This is a genomic window from Mycobacterium sp. (genome assembly GCF_035640695.1).
In the GTDB taxonomy this organism is placed as follows: domain Bacteria; phylum Actinomycetota; class Actinomycetes; order Mycobacteriales; family Mycobacteriaceae; genus Mycobacterium.
On the sequence record NZ_DASQVQ010000129.1, the window covers coordinates 1 to 18,144 of the forward strand.

Annotated in this window: 15 protein-coding genes; 5 read left to right on the plus strand and 10 right to left on the minus strand. The window is 68.3% G+C overall.

Going from position 1 to position 18,144, the window contains the following annotated elements; genetic code table 11:
* Positions 1 to 601: 601 nt before the first annotated feature.
* The 5 genes from VE759_RS14800 to VE759_RS14820 form a co-directional block, all read right to left on the minus strand.
* Positions 602 to 1,537, minus strand: a complete 936-nt coding sequence (locus VE759_RS14800; RefSeq protein ID WP_324933714.1) for a S1C family serine protease — start codon at positions 1,535 to 1,537, stop codon at positions 602 to 604.
* A 61-nt stretch (positions 1,538 to 1,598) separates the two neighbouring features.
* Complete coding sequence (locus VE759_RS14805) at positions 1,599 to 2,576, minus strand: MaoC family dehydratase (protein ID WP_324933716.1); 978 nt, start codon at positions 2,574 to 2,576, stop codon at positions 1,599 to 1,601.
* Positions 2,573 to 4,111: a fatty-acid--CoA ligase FadD4 gene (gene fadD4 / locus VE759_RS14810; protein WP_324933718.1), complete on the minus strand. Its 1,539-nt coding sequence runs from the start codon at positions 4,109 to 4,111 to the stop codon at positions 2,573 to 2,575. The genes VE759_RS14805 and fadD4 overlap by 4 nt, the downstream gene beginning before the upstream one ends.
* A 44-nt stretch (positions 4,112 to 4,155) precedes the next feature.
* A complete protein-coding gene (locus VE759_RS14815) occupies positions 4,156 to 5,979 on the minus strand; it encodes a phosphoenolpyruvate carboxykinase (GTP) (RefSeq protein ID WP_324933720.1) in 1,824 nt (607 codons plus the stop codon).
* A gap of 116 nt (positions 5,980 to 6,095) precedes the next feature.
* Complete coding sequence (locus VE759_RS14820; RefSeq protein ID WP_324933722.1) at positions 6,096 to 7,601, minus strand: hypothetical protein; 1,506 nt, start codon at positions 7,599 to 7,601, stop codon at positions 6,096 to 6,098.
* A gap of 222 nt (positions 7,602 to 7,823) precedes the next feature.
* On the opposite strand from VE759_RS14820, the gene trmB reads away from it, so the two are divergent.
* Genes trmB through VE759_RS14835 form a run of 3 tightly spaced genes read left to right on the plus strand, consistent with a single transcriptional unit; the run spans position 7,824 to position 12,280 of the window.
* A complete protein-coding gene (gene trmB, locus VE759_RS14825) occupies positions 7,824 to 8,579 on the plus strand; it encodes a tRNA (guanosine(46)-N7)-methyltransferase TrmB (RefSeq protein WP_414687924.1) in 756 nt (251 codons plus the stop codon).
* Positions 8,580 to 8,586: 7 nt separating this feature from the next.
* Positions 8,587 to 9,282, plus strand: coding sequence for an NYN domain-containing protein (locus VE759_RS14830; protein WP_324933726.1), 696 nt, complete (start codon positions 8,587 to 8,589; stop codon positions 9,280 to 9,282).
* 37 nt (positions 9,283 to 9,319) lie between these two features.
* Complete coding sequence (locus VE759_RS14835) at positions 9,320 to 12,280, plus strand: MMPL family transporter (protein ID WP_324933728.1); 2,961 nt, start codon at positions 9,320 to 9,322, stop codon at positions 12,278 to 12,280.
* A 24-nt stretch (positions 12,281 to 12,304) separates the two neighbouring features.
* Here VE759_RS14835 and VE759_RS14840 read toward each other — a convergent pair whose 3' ends face one another.
* Positions 12,305 to 13,441, minus strand: coding sequence for an AI-2E family transporter (locus VE759_RS14840; RefSeq protein WP_324933730.1), 1,137 nt, complete (start codon positions 13,439 to 13,441; stop codon positions 12,305 to 12,307).
* Positions 13,442 to 13,565: 124 nt separating this feature from the next.
* Here VE759_RS14840 and VE759_RS14845 point away from each other — a divergent pair, with 124 nt between their 5' ends.
* Positions 13,566 to 14,666 (plus strand): YbhN family protein, encoded by a 1,101-nt coding sequence (locus tag VE759_RS14845; protein ID WP_324933732.1) that lies wholly within the window; start codon positions 13,566 to 13,568, stop codon positions 14,664 to 14,666.
* Complete coding sequence (locus tag VE759_RS14850) at positions 14,663 to 15,034, plus strand: DUF3054 domain-containing protein (protein ID WP_324933734.1); 372 nt, start codon at positions 14,663 to 14,665, stop codon at positions 15,032 to 15,034. Before VE759_RS14845 ends, VE759_RS14850 begins: the two co-directional genes overlap by 4 nt.
* Before the next feature lie 6 nt (positions 15,035 to 15,040).
* On the opposite strand, the gene VE759_RS14855 is transcribed toward VE759_RS14850, so the two are convergent.
* The 4 genes from VE759_RS14855 to VE759_RS14870 are packed head-to-tail and all read right to left on the minus strand — an operon-like array spanning position 15,041 to position 18,110.
* Positions 15,041 to 16,363 carry a HAMP domain-containing sensor histidine kinase gene (locus tag VE759_RS14855; protein ID WP_324933736.1) on the minus strand — a complete coding sequence of 441 codons (1,323 nt, stop codon included), beginning with the start codon at positions 16,361 to 16,363 and terminating at the stop codon, positions 15,041 to 15,043.
* A 31-nt stretch (positions 16,364 to 16,394) separates the two neighbouring features.
* Positions 16,395 to 17,072, minus strand: coding sequence for a response regulator transcription factor (locus tag VE759_RS14860; protein WP_324933810.1), 678 nt, complete (start codon positions 17,070 to 17,072; stop codon positions 16,395 to 16,397).
* Between the two features lie 52 nt (positions 17,073 to 17,124).
* Complete coding sequence (locus tag VE759_RS14865) at positions 17,125 to 17,496, minus strand: heme-binding protein (protein ID WP_324933738.1); 372 nt, start codon at positions 17,494 to 17,496, stop codon at positions 17,125 to 17,127.
* Positions 17,497 to 17,525: 29 nt separating this feature from the next.
* Positions 17,526 to 18,110, minus strand: coding sequence for a hemophore (locus VE759_RS14870; protein WP_324933740.1), 585 nt, complete (start codon positions 18,108 to 18,110; stop codon positions 17,526 to 17,528).
* Positions 18,111 to 18,144: the final 34 nt, after the last annotated feature.

Here is an 18,144-nt window from a genome sequence, read left to right on the forward strand (position 1 = left end):
TGCGGGGGCCGGCGCAGGGGCGGGCGCCGGCGCAGGGGCGGGCGCTATCGCGTGCTGCTTTTGCGGCGGCGGCTCGATCGCCGGTGGGGCGGCCGGGGCCACCGGTGCCGGGGCGGCGTGCGACGGCGGCGATGCAACATCGGGAACCCGCACCGATCGCGGAGCCTCTGCTGCTCTATCTCTCGGAGGGGCCGGCGCATCTCTGGGAGGGGCCGGCGCATCTCTGGGAGGAATCACCGGTGTGGGTGGCGCCGGCTGACTTCCGGGATCGGCGAAGGCCGGTGTCATTCCTCCGGTAAGAGCAGACATCGAGATCACCGCTCCCGAAGCCAGCACAACGACTACTCCCCGACCAGGACAAGCCCACCGTGCTGCACTCATCGTTGTCGACTCCTCTCATCACCGGGGTGGCGGCTCGTCCGCCCAGGTGCACCCGGTTAGCCGCCGGTTGTGCGCGCGAGAGCACGGCGATGCCGATCGGCTACCGCCGCTGACTGAACACACAATCGGGCCACACCTGACGCGCCCCTTACTTGTTCTTACTCGACGACACCTGGTTTGTTACTTATGCCTGGAACGGTCTGAGGCCGAACGGAATCCGTCAGCGGTCGGCGAGCTCGCGCGGAATCACGAACACGTCGACGAGCGCGCCGTTGCGCCACACCGTCATCTCGATGCGGCGCGCGATCGCGTCCTCGACCATGAGCTTCTGGATCGCGGTGGCAGTGACCACGCTGTGGCCGTCGACGCTGACCACGATGTCGCCGCGACGCAGGCCCGCCTCCGCGGCGGGGCTGCCGGAAACCACGCTGGCGATCTGCAATCCGTGCGTCGTGCCGATCTTGGCGGCCACCGCGGGCGGCACCGGCATGTGGGCGCCGGCAATGCCCAGCCACGCGCGGCGCACGCGGCCGGTGTGCATCAACGCCGCGATGATCTTGTGCGTCGACTCGTTGATCGGCACCGCCAGCCCGAGGCCGACGCCGGCGACGGCGGTGCTGACCCCGACCATCCGGCCGCGGCCGTCGGCCAGCACTCCGCCGCTGTTGCCCGGGTTCAGCGCGGCGTCGGTCTGGATCACCTCGTCGACCACGCGGCCGTTTCGGGTCGGCAGCGAGCGGCCCAGGCCGGAAACGATGCCGGCGGTGACGCTGCCCGCCAGGCCGAGCGGGTTCCCGACCGCGACGACCAGCTGGCCGACGTGCAGGTCCTCGGCGCGCCCCATCGTGACGGGCGCGGGCACGGCCCCACGCGCCTTGAGCACGGCCAGGTCCGACAGCACGTCACGGCCCGTGACGTCGGCGGTCACCGTGGTTCCGTCGGTGAACGTCGCTTCCGCAGCATTGGCGCCTGCGACGACGTGCGCGCTGGTCAGCAGGTAGCCGTCGGGCGTGATCACGCTGGCGCTGCCGCCGCCGTCGCCGCGGCGGGTGCGCACCGCGAGGCTGGCCACGCTGGGCAGCACCATCCGGGCGACCGCGGTCACCACCCGCGAGTACGCATCCATCGCCTCATCGTCACGGTGGTCTGAGGGCATAACCCAGTTAGCACCTCGGCGCTTGCCGGTATGCCGCCGTTCGCCGTCGGCGGAAACGCGCTCAGAACTGCAGCGCGGAGAACCGCCAGTCCAGTACCGGACGGTCGACATCGGAACCGACCGCGCCGACCAGCGAGCGCAGCCGCAAGATGCCGCCGCCGTCGGGCAGCGGCTCGGCGGCCTCGACACGAAGCTCGGATTGCAGCGTGTCGCCCTCGTGCACCGGCCCGGTGTGGTCGCACGATTCCCACCGCAGGACGGTGGCCAGGTTCGGTAGCAGGCGGCAGGCTTGCGCCAACGCCACGCCGATGGTGTGGCCACCGTATACCAGCCGCTGACTACCAGCCGCATGATGTATGGCGGCGATATTCAGCGTCAGCCGGGCGAGTTCGGGCGCGCTGGACACCACATCGGCGCCGCTGTGCAGCACCGCACCGGCCAGTCCCGCGTCGAAATGCGGACCGGGCACCCGCTCGCGGAACGCGGTGCCGTTCCAATCACCGGTGACCGACGGCGTCGGCGGCGCACCGGCGCCGACAGTCGACAGGTCGTCGGAGGGGCCCGGGCGACCGGGGTCGGCGCCGGGGCTCAACGGCAACATCGCGCAGCGGTAGAAGTCCAGAACGAGGCGACCGAGTTGGTCGATCGTCGTCATCCGCAGCGCCGCCATTCCGGTCGGCGGACGGTCGGGTTTGGGCCGGTTCTGCCGCAGTCCGACTACTTCGGTACGGGTGAACAGCGTGTCGCCGATCACCGGGTACCGGTAGAACACCAGGCCGCGATAGAACAAGTTGGCCTTGACGCGCTGGGTCACCAGCGTGGACTGCCCGATTGCGACATCACAGACCAGGCCGGGGTGGGCCAGCGGCGCGGTCGCGCCGGTGACCGCATACGACAGATGCGCGTCCAGTGGCAGGCGCAGCCGATCGCCGAGGATGGCCTGGTGGGCGGCGGCCACCCCGGGCGTCAACGTCATCGCCGGGGCGGTGTCGAAGACCTGGCCGACCTTCAGGTCGTCGAAATGCGGGCCGCCGTTCATCGCATCGAGTATTTCTGCACCAGTTCCTGCTTGTAGAGCTTTCCAGTATCGGTGCGGGGCAGCTGCGCCTCGAACGAGATCGACCGCGGACACTTATACCGCGCCAGGCGTTCTCGCAACCAGAGCAGCAATTCGTCGGCGAACTCCTCGGTGGCGTCGGCGGGGTCGACGGTCTGCACCACGCCCTTGGCCGACTGGCCCATCTCGTCGTCTGGAATGCCGAACACCGCGGCGTCGAGGACCTTCGGATGAGTCACCAGCATGTTCTCGGCCTCCTGCGGATAGATGTTCACTCCGCCCGAGATGATCATGTGATGGCGCCGGTCGGTCAGGTACAGATAGCCGTGTTCGTCGAGATGGCCGATGTCGCCGACCGTCACCCAGCCGTGCTTTTCCCTTGAGGCCGCGGTCTTTTCCGCGTCGTTGAGGTACTCCCAGCTGACGTCGCCCATGTCGAAATAGATCTGGCCCGGTTGGCCCGGCGGCACGTTGCGGCCGGTTTCGTCGAGGATGTGCGGAACTCCCAGCAGCGGCTTGCCCACCGAGCCGGGGTGCTGCAGCCAGTCCTCGGCGGTGATGTAGGTGATGCCGGCACCCTCCGAGGACGAGTAGTACTCGTCGACCACGGGTCCCCACCAGTCGATCATCTGCTTTTTTATCTGCACCGGGCATGGCGCCGCCGCGTGCACGACCCGCTTCAGGCTGGAAACGTCAAATGAAGTGCGCACGGACTCAGGAAGTTTCAGCATGCGCACGAACATCGCCGGGACGAACTGGCCGTGCGTGACGCGGTGGTGCTGGATGGCCTCCAGGGCCCGCTCGGCGTCGAACTTCTCCATCACGACCACCGTCGCACCCATCGCTAGCGCGGACATCGTCCACAGGCATGGCGCGGTGTGATACAGCGGAGCCGGGCTGAGATAGACGGCGTCGGGTGTCATTCCGAGCGCCATCAGCAGCGGGGCAAGCCCGTTCGGCGTTTCCGATGGCGGCAGGTGGGTAAGTGCGCGGCGAATGCCCTTGGGCCGACCGGTGGTTCCCGACGAATACTGGAGGAGATCGCCCTCGAATTCGTCGGCGATGGGAGTGTCCGGCAGATCCGACACACAATCGGGGTAACGCTGCCAGCCGTCGGCCAAATCGGCACCGTCATCGTCGGCGATCATCCGCAGCTGCGGCAACCCGTTCGGCAGATGCTCGGCCAGGTCCTCGCAGACTTTGCGCGTCGCGCGGGAGCCGATGATCGCTTTGGCGCCGCTGTCGTCGACGATGTAACCCACCTCGGCCGGGGTGAGGTGGGTGTTGGTCACTGCGTAGTACAGGCCGGCACGCCGCGCCGCCCACATCACGGCGTGCAGATGCTCGTTGTTTTCCATCAGGACCGCGACCGTGTCGCCCTCGCGCAGCCCCGCCCGGCGGAACTGATGGGCGAGGCGGTTGGCCCGCGCCTCGAGCTCCGAGTAGCTCAGCTGCGTCCCGGACGGATGCAGGATTATGGCGGGCCGGGTGGAGTCGACGTGCTCGCGGATCTGCATGCCGCTGACTGTACGTCAGCGGAACTTGACGGGTGTCAAGTGGGTTATTCGGCGTCGAGGCGGTGCTTGAGCGCGTCGAACTCGTCCTTGATGCCGGTGGGCAGCTTCTCGCCGACGAACTCGAACCACTCCTCGATCTGGGGCAGCTCCGCACGCCACTCGTCGGGGTTCACCCGCAGTGCTTCGTTCACGTCGCCCGGGTCGACATCCAGGCCCGTGAGGTCGAGATCCTCGGCGGTCGGCACGACACCGATCGGGGTGGAGTCGCCGTTGGCCTTGCCCTCCACCCGCTCGATGACCCACTTCAGCACCCGGCTGTTCTCGCCGAACCCCGGCCACAGGAAGCGGCCGTCGTCGCCGCGGCGGAACCAGTTGACGAAAAAGATCTTCGGCAGCTTGGACTCGTCGGAGTTCTTGCCCAGGTCGATCCAGTGCTGGAAGTAGTCACCGACGTTGTAGCCGAGGAAGGGCAGCATCGCCATCGGGTCGCGGCGCACGGTGCCGACCTTGCCCTCGGCGGCCGCGGTCTGCTCGCTGCCCATCGTGGCACCGATGAACACGCCGTGCTGCCAATCGGTGGCCTGCGTCACCAGCGGCACCGTCGTCCTGCGGCGGGCACCGAACAGGATCGCCGAGATCGGCACGCCCTGCGGGTCGTCCCACTCCGGGGCCAGCGTCGGGCACTGCGCCATCGGGGTGCAGTAGCGCGAATTCGGGTGCGCCGCCGTCTCCTCCGAATCCGGCGTCCAGTCGCGGCCCTTCCAGTCGATCAGGTGCTGGGGGTCACCCTCCAGGCCCTCCCACCACACATCGCCGTCGTCGGTCAGCGCGACGTTGGTGAAGACCGTGTTGCCGGCCTGGATGGTCTTCATCGCGTTCGGGTTGGACTTCCAGTTGGTGCCAGGGGCGACGCCGAAGAAGCCGGCTTCCGGGTTGACCGCATACAGCCGCCCGTCCTTGCCGAACCGCATCCAGGCGATGTCGTCGCCGAGCGTCTCCGCGCGCCAGCCGGGAACGGTCGGTTGGATCATTGCCAGGTTGGTCTTGCCGCAGGCCGACGGGAACGCGGCGGCGATGTAGTAGTTCTTGTTCTCCGGCGAGATCAGCTTGAGGATCAGCATGTGCTCGGCCAGCCAGCCCTCGTCGTGGGCCATCGCCGACGCGATCCGCAGCGAGTAGCACTTCTTGCCCAGCAGAGCATTGCCGCCGTAGCCCGAGCCGTAGCTCCAGATTTCGCGGGTCTCCGGGAAGTGGGTGATGTACTTGGTGTCGTTGCACGGCCAGGGCACGTCCTGCTGACCCGGCTCGAGCGGCGCGCCGACCGAATGCAGGCACTTGACGAAGAATCCGTCGTCGCCCATCTTGTCCAGCGCCGCCGTGCCCATCCGGGTCATCGTCCGCATCGACACCACGACGTACTCCGAATCGGTGATCTCGACGCCGAGCTTCGGGTCTTCGTCCCCCAGCGGACCCATGCAGAACGGCACCACATACATCGTCCGGCCCCGCATGCAGCCCCGGTACAGGTCGGTCATGATGCCCCGCATCTCGGCCGGGTCCACCCAGTTGTTCGTCGGTCCGGCGTCGATCTCCCGCTCGGTGCAGATGAACGTCCTGGACTCGACGCGTGCGACGTCCGACGGGTCGGAGTTGGCGACGTAGGAGTCGTGCTTCTTTTCCTCGTTCAGCTTGATGAAGGTACCGGCCTGCATCAGCTGCTCGGTCAGCCGCACGCACTCTTCCTCGGAGCCGTCAGTGAACACCACCCGATCCGGTTGGGTGAGCTCGGCGACGTCGGCAACCCACTTCAGCAGGCCCTCGTGTTTCGTCGGTGCGCTGTCCAACCCGGGAATGGTGGCTGCGGTCATCTCAAATACTCCCCTTGCGTGGTGCCCTGCGTCGTCGCTGCTCACCTAGAGGTTATCGCGCGTTACATATGGCCGGTGATCGAGCGGACGCCGAATTACTCACAAGACCGATTCAGTTACCCAGAATCGTTGATTTCCCCGCTCGCAGGCTGGACAAACGCCCCTTCAGCAGGGTCCGGCAAATCGGGCTCGCCGTCGAGCTCATCGCGCACCGCTTCCAGCGCCGACTGCAGGCCCGGCAGGTCTCGGTCGCGCCGGGCCGCGGCGCCGGCGGCGGCCAGGCCGTGCTCACGCAATTCGGCATCGATCGCGACCAGGCGCTCGGCGAGCCTGGCCGCCGCGGCCTCGTCGGCCTCCGCCTGCTCGGTGGTCAGGGTCGGCTCGACGGCCGACACCCGCGCGGCGACCAGCTGCTCGAGGCGCGCACGCTGCTCGACGGTCACGTCGGCTACCCAGCGGTGCAGCGCCGCGCGGTCGCGCCGCAGGCCGCGGATACCGACCACCCACATCGCGACGGCCAAACCGATCACGCCGCCGGCCACCAGCCCGGCAATCGTGAAGCCCGGCGCGAGGTTCGCGAACAGCCGGCTCAAGGCCAGCGCCAAGCCGACCCCCACGCCCGCGCCGAGCGCCATCAGCCGGGGTTGCAGCTTCGGGGACGTCAGCGGCCGCGACGGTATCTGCGGCGACGGCGGCGGCGGGGCGTCGGCGGGCGCGGTCAGGCCGAGCTCGGTCGCCATGTCGCTGAGATGGGTGGTGATTCCGGTGTTGACCTCGTCGACGACGTCCCCGAGACGCTTGTGCACGTATTCCTCGAACGCCGGCAGCCGCCTGCGTGTCATGCCTGCGGCGTCTTCCTGGAGCTCGTCGCGCACCGAGGTGCAGCGATTACGCGCGAACTGCGCCAGCTGAACGCGGGCCTGCTGGATCTGGCTGCGCAACGCGATGGTGCGCTCCGACTCGGCCAGCCGACGCCGCTGCACTGCGCCGCTGCGTTCCCCGCGCAGTTCGGCGACCCGGGCTTCGCGACCCACGCCCGCGGCCTCCTCCTCACACCGGCGCACCACGGTCGCTAATCGATTTTCCCACGCGCGCAGGCGATTTCGGCGTGCCAGCCCGGCGTCGGCCAGGCATTTCTCCAGCAGCTCGACCAGCTCGTCGACGTCGGGCTCACCGACGTCCGGCGCCGCGGCGACCCCGACCCACGGCACGTCGCGGTAACGGTGCGCGTGCGCGCGCAGCGCCTCGCGGTCGGCGGCGAGCACGTCGCGCCAGCCGTGGTGCGCGTCGATCTTCGACACCACGCCGATGACGAGGTCGGTATTGGGCGTGGCGAGATCGAGTAATGCACAGTCCGATTCGGTCACCGCCCCCAGCGCCGGCGCGACGAATACCACCGCCTTCGGGGCTTCGGTGACGGCGAGATCGCCGGTCTCGACGAAGGTGACGTCGGGCAGCCGTTCGCGCAGTGCGGTGATCAGGCTGGTGGTGCCCGCCAGCCAGGGCCCGATGACCAGCACAACGTCGCGGGTCTCTACGCCCGGCGTGGAGCCCACTGCGGGCGCGATGCCCTTGACCAGCCGGTCTGCCTCGGTGACCGAATCGGCTGTGGTGTCCGTCACGGCGCCGCCCGCGCGACCCCGGGGATGTCGGCCCGTTCCGCAACGAAAGTGCGGTACCCACATCCGATTACGGGTCCATTCACGTTTGTCCTCCGCGTCGCCCGTTCCCGCAAATATCGCACCTCCGGTGTCGGTGCGCGACCGATCCGCCGCACACCCCTTACCAGTAATAGACAACTGTTGCGTATCAATCTGCACCACCTTGCTGGTGGCTGGGTGTTCATGGGCCACCATGGACGAATGCACATGCAGCGGGAGGGTTGTGCCGGGGGCAACTCTTCCCATCTGCATCCCCGGGTGACGAGCTTTCGGACCCGTCGCTCCACCCTCACCGCCGCCCAGCAACGCAGCTGGGAACGGCTGTGGCCGCGGCTGGGCACCGAGGCCCGCACACCGCACGGACCGGCCCGCCGGCTGGACACGCAGCGCTGGTTCGGCCGGGCGGCCCCGGTCGTGCTGGAGATCGGCAGCGGTGCCGGCACGTCCACCGCGGCGATGGCCCAGCGGGAACCGCACCTCGACGTGGTCGCGGTGGAGGTGTACCGCCGCGGCCTCGCCCAACTGCTCAGCGCCATCGACCGCGAGAACATCCCCAACGTCCGGCTGATCCGCGGCGACGGGCTCGACGTGCTCGAGCACATGTTCGGGCCGGACTCGCTGGTCGGGGTGCGGGTGTTCTTCCCCGACCCTTGGCCGAAGTCGCGCCACCACAAGCGCCGGCTGCTACAGCCCGGCACCGTCGCACTGATCGCCGACCGATTGCAGCCCGGCGGCATCCTGCATGCGGCCACCGACCACGCCGGGTACGCCGAGCGGATCGCCGAGGCGGGCGACGCCGAACCGCGGCTGCGCCGAATCGATACTGCGCGCCCGGACCTGCCGATTTCGGTGCGACGTCCGACCACGAAGTACGAGACCAAGGCCAGGGACGCCGGCAGCACCGTGGCCGAACTGCTCTGGGAGAAGCGGCAGGGATGAGCATTACATGAGCGTTACCGAACAAATTCCCGACATCACCGCACCACCGGTCGAGATCGAGGCGGGCACCCATCGGGTGTTGCTGGTGTGGGACGCGCCCAACCTCGACATGGGTCTGGGGTCGATCCTCGGCGGCCGGCCGACGGCGGCCCACCGGCCACGATTCGACGCGCTGGGCCGGTGGCTGCTGGCGCGTACCACCGAGTTGGGCGCGGGCCGGCCCGAGGTGTCGCTCGAGCCGGAGGCCACCGTCTTCACCAACATCGCCCCGGGTACCGCCGAGGTGGTTAGACCCTGGGTGGAGGCATTGCGTAATGTTGGCTTCGCGGTCTTCGCAAAACCGAAGGTCGACGAGGACAGTGACGTCGACAGCGACATGCTGGCCCACATCGCGCTCCGGCGCAGCGAGGGCCTGGCGGCCGTGCTCGTCGCATCGGCGGACGGACAGGCGTTCCGGCAGCCGCTAGAGGACATCGCGCGCTCCGGGGTCGCGGTTCAAGTGCTTGGATTTCGCGAACATGCGAGCTGGGCGTTAGCGTCGGATACGTTGGAGTTTGTCGACCTAGAGGATATTCCTGGCGTTTTTCGGGAACCGCTACCGCGAGTGGGCCTAGATTCGCTACCAGAGCAAGGGGCCTGGCTGCAACCATTCAGGCCGCTGTCCTCGCTGCTGACCTCTCGCCTTAGACAACAGAATTACTGACGCGCGAGTCCGCGCAGAGATTCAGTGAGGAGCTTGAGTGTTCGCCTGGTGGGGTCGAACTGTGTACCGCTACCGGTTCATCGTGATCGGGGTGATGGTGGCGTTGTGCCTGGGCGGCGGCGTTTTCGGGCTGAGCCTGGGCAAGCATGTCACCCAAAGCGGGTTCTACGACGACGGTAGCCAATCGGCGAAGGCGTCGGTGCTGGCCGACCAGGTGCTCGGCCGCGACCGCACCGGCCACATCATCGCGATCTTCACCGCGCCGAACGGCAAGACCGTCGACGACCCGCAATGGTCGAAGAAAGTCATCGACGAGCTCAACAAGTTCCAAAGCGACCACCCCGAGCAGGTCCTCGGCTGGGCGGGATGGCTGCGCGCGATGAACACCACCGATCCCACGGTGTCGAAAATGCACACCGAGGACATGAAGCGCACGTTCATCAGCATGGCGCTGAAGGGCAACAACGACGACGAAATTCTGAACAACTACAAGACAATTGAACCCGATCTGAGAAAGCTCAACGGCGGCAACGTCGAGCTGGCGGGCCTGCAGCCGGTGGCCAGTGAACTGACCGGAACGATCGCCGACGACCAGCGCCGCATGGAGGTGCTCGCACTGCCGTTGGTGGCGGTGGTGTTGTTCCTGGTGTTCGGTGGCGTGATCGCGGCCGGCTTGCCGGTAATGGTCGGCGGTCTTGCGATTGCCGGGGCGCTGGGCATCATGCGCCTGATGGCGATCTTCGGGCCGGTGCACTATTTCGCCCAGCCCGTCGTCACGATGATCGGCCTCGGCATTGCCATCGACTACGGGCTGTTCATGGTCAGCAGATTCCGCGAAGAGATCGCCGACGGCTACGACACCGAGACCGCGGTGCGCCGCACCGTGATGACGTCGGGGCGCACGGTGGTGTTCTCCGCGGTGATCATCGTCGCGGCGTCGGCAGGCCTGTTGCTGTTCCCGCAGGGCTTCCTGAGGTCGCTGACCTATGCGGTCATCGCGTCGGTGCTGCTGTCGGCGGTCCTTTCGGTCACCGTGCTGCCGGCATGCCTGGCGGTGCTGGGCCGACACGTCGACGCACTCGGTGTGCGCGACCTGCTCAAGGTGCCGATTCTGCGCAACATCCCGTTGACCCGGGCCATCATCAACTGGTTCGCCGATCGTCTGCAGAAGACCAAGACTCGCGAAGAGATCGAACACGGCTTCTGGGGCAAGCTCGTCAACGTCGTGATGAAGCGGCCGGTGGCCTTCGCCGCGCCGATCATCATCATCTTGATCCTGCTGATCATTCCGCTGGGGAAGCTCGCGCTCGGCGGCATCAGCGAGAAGTACCTGCCGCCGGACAACCCGGTGCGCATGGCCCAGGAGGATTTCGACAAGACGTTCCCGGGCTTCCGCACCCAGCAGCTGACGCTGGTGGTCCAGAACGCCAGCCCCCAGCAGGTCGAGGAGATCGCCAGCAAGGCGTCCCAGATCAGCGGGTTCACGAACGCGACCTGGCAGACGCGGTCGGCCACCGATGAGGGCACCAAGGACCCCAAGGTCACCGTGCTGCAGAACGGGCTGGTGAATTACAACGACGCGGCGGTGAAGATCGCCGACCTGCGATCGATCCAACCGCCCAAGGGCGCGACGCTGTGGGTCGGCGGCACACCGGCGCTGGAACAGGACTCGATCCACAGCATCTTCGCCAAGATGCCGCAGATGCTGGTGATCCTGATGACCACGACGACGATCCTGATGTTCCTGGCGTTCGGGTCGGTGGTGCTGCCGATCAAGGCGGCACTGATGAGCGCGCTCACGATGGGCTCGACGCTGGGCATCCTGACGTGGATATTCGTCGACGGCCATCTCTCGCATTTGCTGAATTTCACGCCGACGCCGCTGACCGCTCCGGTGATCGGCTTGATCATCGCGTTGATCTACGGGTTGTCCACCGACTACGAGGTGTTCCTGGTGTCCCGCATGGTGGAGGCGCGTGAGCGCGGCATGTCCACCGCCGAGGCCATCCGGATCGGTACCGCGCAGACGGGTCGCATCATCACCGCAGCGGCCGCGATCCTGATCGTCGTCGGTGCGGCGTTCGTGTTCTCCGACCTGGTGATGATGAAGTACCTGGCATTCGGGCTGGTCGCGGCGCTGTTGCTGGACGCGACCGTGGTGCGGATGTTCCTGGTGCCGTCGGTGATGAAGTTGCTCGGCGACGACTGCTGGTGGGCGCCGCGGTGGATGCGGCGGCTGCAGAACCGCATCGGGCTCGGCGAGATCGAGCTGCCCGACGAGCGCAAGCGGCCCGCCGTCCGAGACTCCGAGGAAGCGCTGGTCCGGGCCGGCGGACCGACTCCGCCGCCGCGCCGACCCCACGACCCGACGCATCCGGGCGTCGAGGGCGCGACCCGGCGAGTCGCGACGCGGCCGGGTCCGAGCCAGCGGTCCCGGCCGCCGCAAGACGCCCCGTCGGTGGCGGGCACGACGAAACTGCCGACCGCGCAACCGCCTCGAGCCGCCGAACCCCCGACCACGCGGTTGTCGACGGCGGCCAGGAACGCGGCCCGCAACGTCGTGAACAACGTGCAGCGCACCGCCCGGCCCGCGCCGCCGGCGCAGCGAGAGGAGCGCGAGATCGAATCGTGGCTTGGCGAGCTGCGCGGTGGCCAGCCGGGTGCGGCTGCGGGTGGGGCTGCACAGCAGCCCCCACCCCCACCGGTGCGACCGTCGGCCGAGAAGACCACGGCGATTCCGGTGCATCGCGGCGGCCAGCAGCGAGGCGCACAGCAGCGAGGCGCCCAGGAGCGAGGCGGCCCTGATCGTGGCCGCGCGAACAACGCCGGCGGCAAACCGAAGTCGCCCGCCGACGACACGACGACGGCGATGCGGGCACCGCGGCCGAACGAGCCGGAGACCGAGAAGATGAAGGCTGCGCCCGAGGACAAGGAGCAGCAGCGCCGCGGTGGAGGCGTCAGCGCGCAAGATCTGCTGCGCCGCGAGGGCCGGTTCTGACGGGGATAGAGCCGGCGGGGGCGGCTATCCGGGTTCGAGCCTGTCGGCCTCGGCGGTGATCGCGACCGGCTCGCCCTCATCGGGTGCTTCGCCGGGTTCGCCGACCTCCTCGCCGCGCTCGAGCAGGACCCGCACCGCGCGGTCCGCGAACGCGATGGTCGGCACGGCCAACAGCGCGCCGACTATCCCCGCCAGCACGCCACCGGTCGAGATGCCGAGGATCACCGCGAGCGGGTGGATCGACACCGCGCGTCCCATGACCAACGGCTGCAGCACGTGGGCCTCCAGCTGTTGCACACCAATCACCACACCCAAGGTGATCAGCGCGTAGATCCAGCCCTTGGCGATCAGCGCGACGATCACCGCCAAAAAGCCCGATACCACCGCGCCGACCAACGGGATGAACGCACCGAGGAACACCAGCGAGGCGAGCGGAAGCGCCAGCGGCACGTTCATGATTGCCAGACCGGTGCCGATGCCGGTCGCGTCGACCAGAGCCACCAGGAACGTCGCCCGCACGTAGCCGATCAGCGCGCCGAAACCGGCCCGGCCCGCTTCGCGCACCTTCTCGCGCACCGAGATCGGGAAGATCTGCGTCACAAAGCGATAGATGTTGCGGCCGCCGTAGAGGAAGAAGATCAAGGTGAACAGCACGACGAATGCGCCGGTGAGGATCTCGGTGATCGCCTTGGTGGTCGACAGCGCGCCGCTGGTGATGCGGTTCTGGTTGTTGCGCAGCGCGTCTACCGCCGACTTGGACGCCTGGTCAATCTGGTCCTTGGTCAGATGAGCCGGTCCGTGAGTCAACCAGTCGCGCGTCGTATTGATGCTGCTGCTGACTTGGTCAACCAGCGCCGGGAGCCCGTCGATGAACTGGCTGACCACAAAGGTGAGGATTCCGCCGATCACCGCGAAGCCGACAAACAGCAGCAGCAACACCGCCCAGCCGCGAGGCACACGGTGTAAGTCCAACCAGTCGACCCCGGGCAACAGCAACGCGGCCAGAATCAACGCCAGAGCCACCGGCACGAAGATCACCTCGAGGCGCTTGATCACCGACAACACGGTGACCACCGCGGCGAACAGAATCAGCAACCGCCACGTCCATGCGGTGGCCTCGCGAATAACGCGCGGAACTGCGTTGTCCTCGGGGGCTGGCATGCGCGTAAGCGTAACCGCCGCGCCAGTTGCCGAAACGCGTTGGAAAGTTCGACAGCGCAAAACCCTTCGACCCGCCCGTGCGCCGGGCAATAAGGCCGGCACCTGCGCGGCTACCCTGAACCACGTGACCCAAGACGCCCCGGCCAGCGACGCCACGCGCGGCGAGGGGCAGTCCCGAGGCAAGTATTGGTGGCTGCGGTGGGTGCTTCTCGGCGTCGCTGCCGTGGTGCTGGCCATCGAACTGGCGCTGGTATGGGACCAACTTGCCCGGGCATTGCACAGCGTGATTTCCGCAAAATGGTGGTGGGTGCTCGCCGCGGTCGGCGCCGCGCTGGTGTCGATGCACAGCTTCGCCCAGATTCAGCGCACGCTGCTGCGTTCGGCCGGGGTCAAGGTCAAGCAATGGCGTTCGGAGACAGCGTTTTACGCCGGCAACGCGTTGAGCACCACGCTGCCCGGCGGCCCGGTGTTGTCGGCGACGTTCGTCTACCGGCAGCAGCGCATCTGGGGTGCGTCACCGGTCGTCGCGTCGTGGCAGCTGGTGATGGCCGGGGCGTTGCAAGTGGTGGGTCTGGCGTTGCTCGGATTGGGCGGCGCTTTCCTGCTGGGCGCCAAGAACAACCCGTTCTCGTTGATCTTCACCCTGGGCGGGTTCGTCGCATTGATCCTGCTGGGCCAGGCCGTCGCATCCCGGCCCGAGCTGATCGACGGCATCGGGGCACGCGTCTTGTCGTGGTTCAACTCGCTTCGCGGCAAGCCCCCCGACACGGCGTTGGACAAGTGGCGCCAGACGCTCGAGCAGCTGGAGTCGGTGAGCCTGAGTCGTCGGGAACTCGCGATCGCATTCAGCTGGTCGCTGTTCAACTGGATCGCCGACGTGGCATGCCTGCTGTTCGCGGCCTGGGCCGCGGGTGGCCATCCGTCGCTGGCCGGCCTGACCGTGGCCTACGCCGCCGCGCGCGCGGTCGGCTCGATCCCGCTGATGCCCGGCGGCCTGCTGGTAGTGGAGGCGGTGCTGGTGCCCGGCCTGGTCACAAGCGGCATGACGTTGCCCGAAGCGATCTCGGCGATGTTGATCTACCGGCTGATCAGCTGGCTGTTCATCGCCGCGATCGGCTGGGTGTTGTTCTTCTTCCTGTTCCGCACCGAGAGCCAGATCGACCCGGACGCCGCCGAACGCGGCGGCATCGACGCCGAGCCCAAACCCGAGTGCGAAGATTCGTGACGGGCACGCGGGCCGGGCTGGCGCTGGTGGTCGACGCCGGGTGTGTGCTGGTGTTCTGTGCGGTCGGGCGGCGCAGCCACGACGAGGGATTGACGGCCGCCGGCATCGCCGAGACGGCGTGGCCGTTTCTGGCCGGTGCGGCGGTCGGCTGGCTGGTGTCCCGCGGATGGCGACGACCGATGTCACTGGCGCCGACCGGGCTCGCGGTGTGGATGTGCACGGTCGTGGTCGGCATGTTGCTGCGCAAGGCCAGCTCACAGGGCGTGGTTGCGAGCTTCGTGATCGTCGCGTCGGTGGTCACCGCGGTTCTGCTGGTGGGCTGGCGGGTCGTCGCGTTGGTCCTGGGCCGTTCGCTCCGCCGGCTCTGACGGCCGCTACGGCATGCGCGTCGAAACCGTCAGCGTCGCGCGCAGGCCGCCGAGCGGGCCGTCGGACAGCCGGATGCTGCCCTCGTGCAGCGCCGCCTGCTGGGCCACCAGCGCCAGCCCCAGACCGGACCCGCCGGCCGCGGCGGTGCTGCCACGGGCGAAGCGCCCCAATACATTTTGGTGTTCCTCGGCGGGCAGCCCGCGGCCGTTGTCGTCGACGACGATCTCCATCCGGTCCTCGACGCGATACGCGGCGAGCACCACCCGCGTCGCCCCACCGTGGGTGATCGCGTTACGCACGAGGTTGTCGACGGCCAGCCGCAACCCGCCCGGCCAGCCCCAGATCGTGCCGGCGTCGTCGGCCTTGACGTCGATCCGCACCCCGGTCGACTGGCGCATGTGCTCCCGCGCGACCCGCTCCAGAAGGTCGGCGACGTCGACAGCCTCGCGGTCCTCGGCCTGCGCCAGCTGCCCCGACGCCAGCTGGCCGAGCGCGGTGATGATGGTCTCGACGCGTCGCTGTGCGCGCGACAGGTCGGCCACCACCTCCTCGCGTTCCTCGGCGGGCAGGTTGTGGATCCGCAGCGTGTCCAGGTCCGCGCGCATCGCGGTGAGCGGCGTGCGCAACTCGTGCGCGGCATTGGCGGCGAAGTCCTGCGCGGCCTGCAGCGAGTTCGTCGTCGTCGCCTGCGCGGCGGCCAGCCGCTGCAGCATGCCCGCCATCGCGTCGTGCAGGTCCTCGGCCTCACGCACCCCGCGCACCGCCGGCAGCTCGTCGTTGCCCTGGCCGAGCTTGCGGGTCTGTTCGGTCAGCCGCCGCAGCGGACGCACCGCGGGACCGGCGAACAGCCACCCGAGCCCGGCGGCGACCAGCACCGCGCCGCCGCCGATCAACAGGTACAGCGGAATCCGCGCGCGGTCCAGCAGGATGCTGTCGATCCGGATCCCGATCGACACCAGCACGTCGCCTTCCCTTTGCATCTTTTGCACCTCGACGGTGCGCACCCGGTAGGTCACCCCGTTGACGACGGCCGTCGACGTGCCCACCGGCAGCGGCGGCAGCTGCAGACCGCGCTGATACACGACCTGGCCGGTGCTGCGCGAGCGGATTGTGGTCAGGATGGCGCGCGACGGGCCGGGTGTCTGGTCGGTGTTGATGCTGGTGTCGATGATCGAGTCGAGCCGTCGATCAAGCTGGGCGGCGTCGTTATTGACCAGCAGCACCGAGGTGACGAGCGCGAACAGCGCGACGACGGCGGCGGCGGCCAGCGCGGCCGCGATCGCCACCCGGGTGCGCAGCGACGCGGATCGGCGCAGCCAGCGTTTCACGGCTCGGCTCGGTGTCGATGCGGTCCTCGCCTCACGGCTCGGCCCGGAGCACGTACCCGATCCCGCGAACGGTGTGGATGACCCGCGGCACTCCTTCGCGTTCGAGCTTTCGCCGCAGGTAGCTGATGAACACGTCGGCAACGTTGGTGTCGACGTCGAAGTCGTAGCCCCACACCAGCTCGAGCAGACGCTGCCGGGACAACACCACGCCGGCGTTCTCGGCCAGCACCGCCAACAGGTCGAACTCGCGCTTGGTGAGCTCGACCCGCTCGCCGGCGACGAACACCAGCCGGCGCGCGGTGTCGATGGTCAGCGGGCCGACCGTCATCGCGTCGGAATGCTCGTCCGAATGCGATGAGCGGCGCAGCAGCGCGTGCAGCCGCGCGACGAGCTCGCCGAGATCGAACGGCTTGGTCAGATAGTCGTCGGCCCCGGCCTCGAGACCGGCGATCCGGTCGTTGACCGTGTCGCGCGCCGACAACACGCAGATCGGGATTTCGTTGCCCAGCGCGCGAAGCGCCGTTACCACGGCGACGCCGTCGAGTTCGGGCATCTGCACGTCCAGCACCAGCGCGTCATGGGTTTCGCTGGACAGCAGCCGCAGCGCTTCCTTACCGGTCGCCGCGACCCGAACGTCAAAACCCCAGTGCCGCAGGCCCCTTGCGACCGAGGTCCGGACATCGGGATCGTCGTCGACCATCAGCACCATCGGGCCTGAGCCTTCCTGCACAGGCAAACCCTGCCCGTCCCGCACTAACTCATTATTGGGGGGCGGCTGGCGCGGCTTGAGGGCCGCCGCAACGATTCTTCAGGTCGACCAGCGGCTGCCGAATTCCTTGAAGGTCCGCCTTAACCTGAGGGTTCTGGTCCAGGTAAGTCTGGACGTCGTTGCGGATCGCGGTCTTCGGCTGCCCCTTGAGCCCGGTGAAGAACGCGTTGACGTCGGGGTGCGACAACAGGTAGGCCGACGTCTCCGCCGAGACACCGGAGGAAACCCCCGCCAGGTCGGCCGCCGTGCAGTTGGGTGGATCGGCCGCGGCCGTGGCGGCACCGAACAGCGTCGCACCGGCGATTGCGCCGGCACCGATCGCACCTGCTACCGCGCGACGCGCGATACGGCCGGATAACAACATCGATTTCGCTCCTTCCCGTGAGGAAAAGCCTAACGGGTGCCGCCGGTCGCGGCTGTGACGGTGTTCGACGTGGTCGCCGGGCCCGGCGGCGGTCCGGTCGGGGCAGTGCCCGCGCCCGGAGTGGTGGCGCCCAGCTGCGACGGCGTGGTGCCGCCCGCCGTGGTGCCACCGGGCGTCGTGCCACCCGGCAGCGTCAAGCCGCCGGGCAGCTGGCCGCCTTGGATCAACTGCAGCGCTTGCGGAATCGAGATCGGAAGCTTGCACTGGCCGGCCAGGTTCTGCAGCGGCTGCTGCAGCGACCCCAAATCCTTGCCGGCCTGGGGGTTGGCATCGAAGTAGCTCTTCAACGTCGCCAGCGCCTGCGCCGGCTGCTGCTGCGACGCGCCGGTGAGCGCGGCGTTGGTAGCCGGATGGGCATCCAAATAACCGCCCGTACTCGTCGACACCGATCCGATAGTGCGCGCGATCTCGCTCGCCGCGCAGGGATCCGATGCGGCGGTCGCCGACGGCAGGGTCAACACCACCGCGGCCACCCCGCCGAGCATGCCGGTTCCGAGAACCCAGTACAGGCTTCGGCGCAACGCGGCACGCGACATCGAGCGGGGCATCGTCATCCGGTACTCCTAACGGTTCGCGGTCGGCCACCGA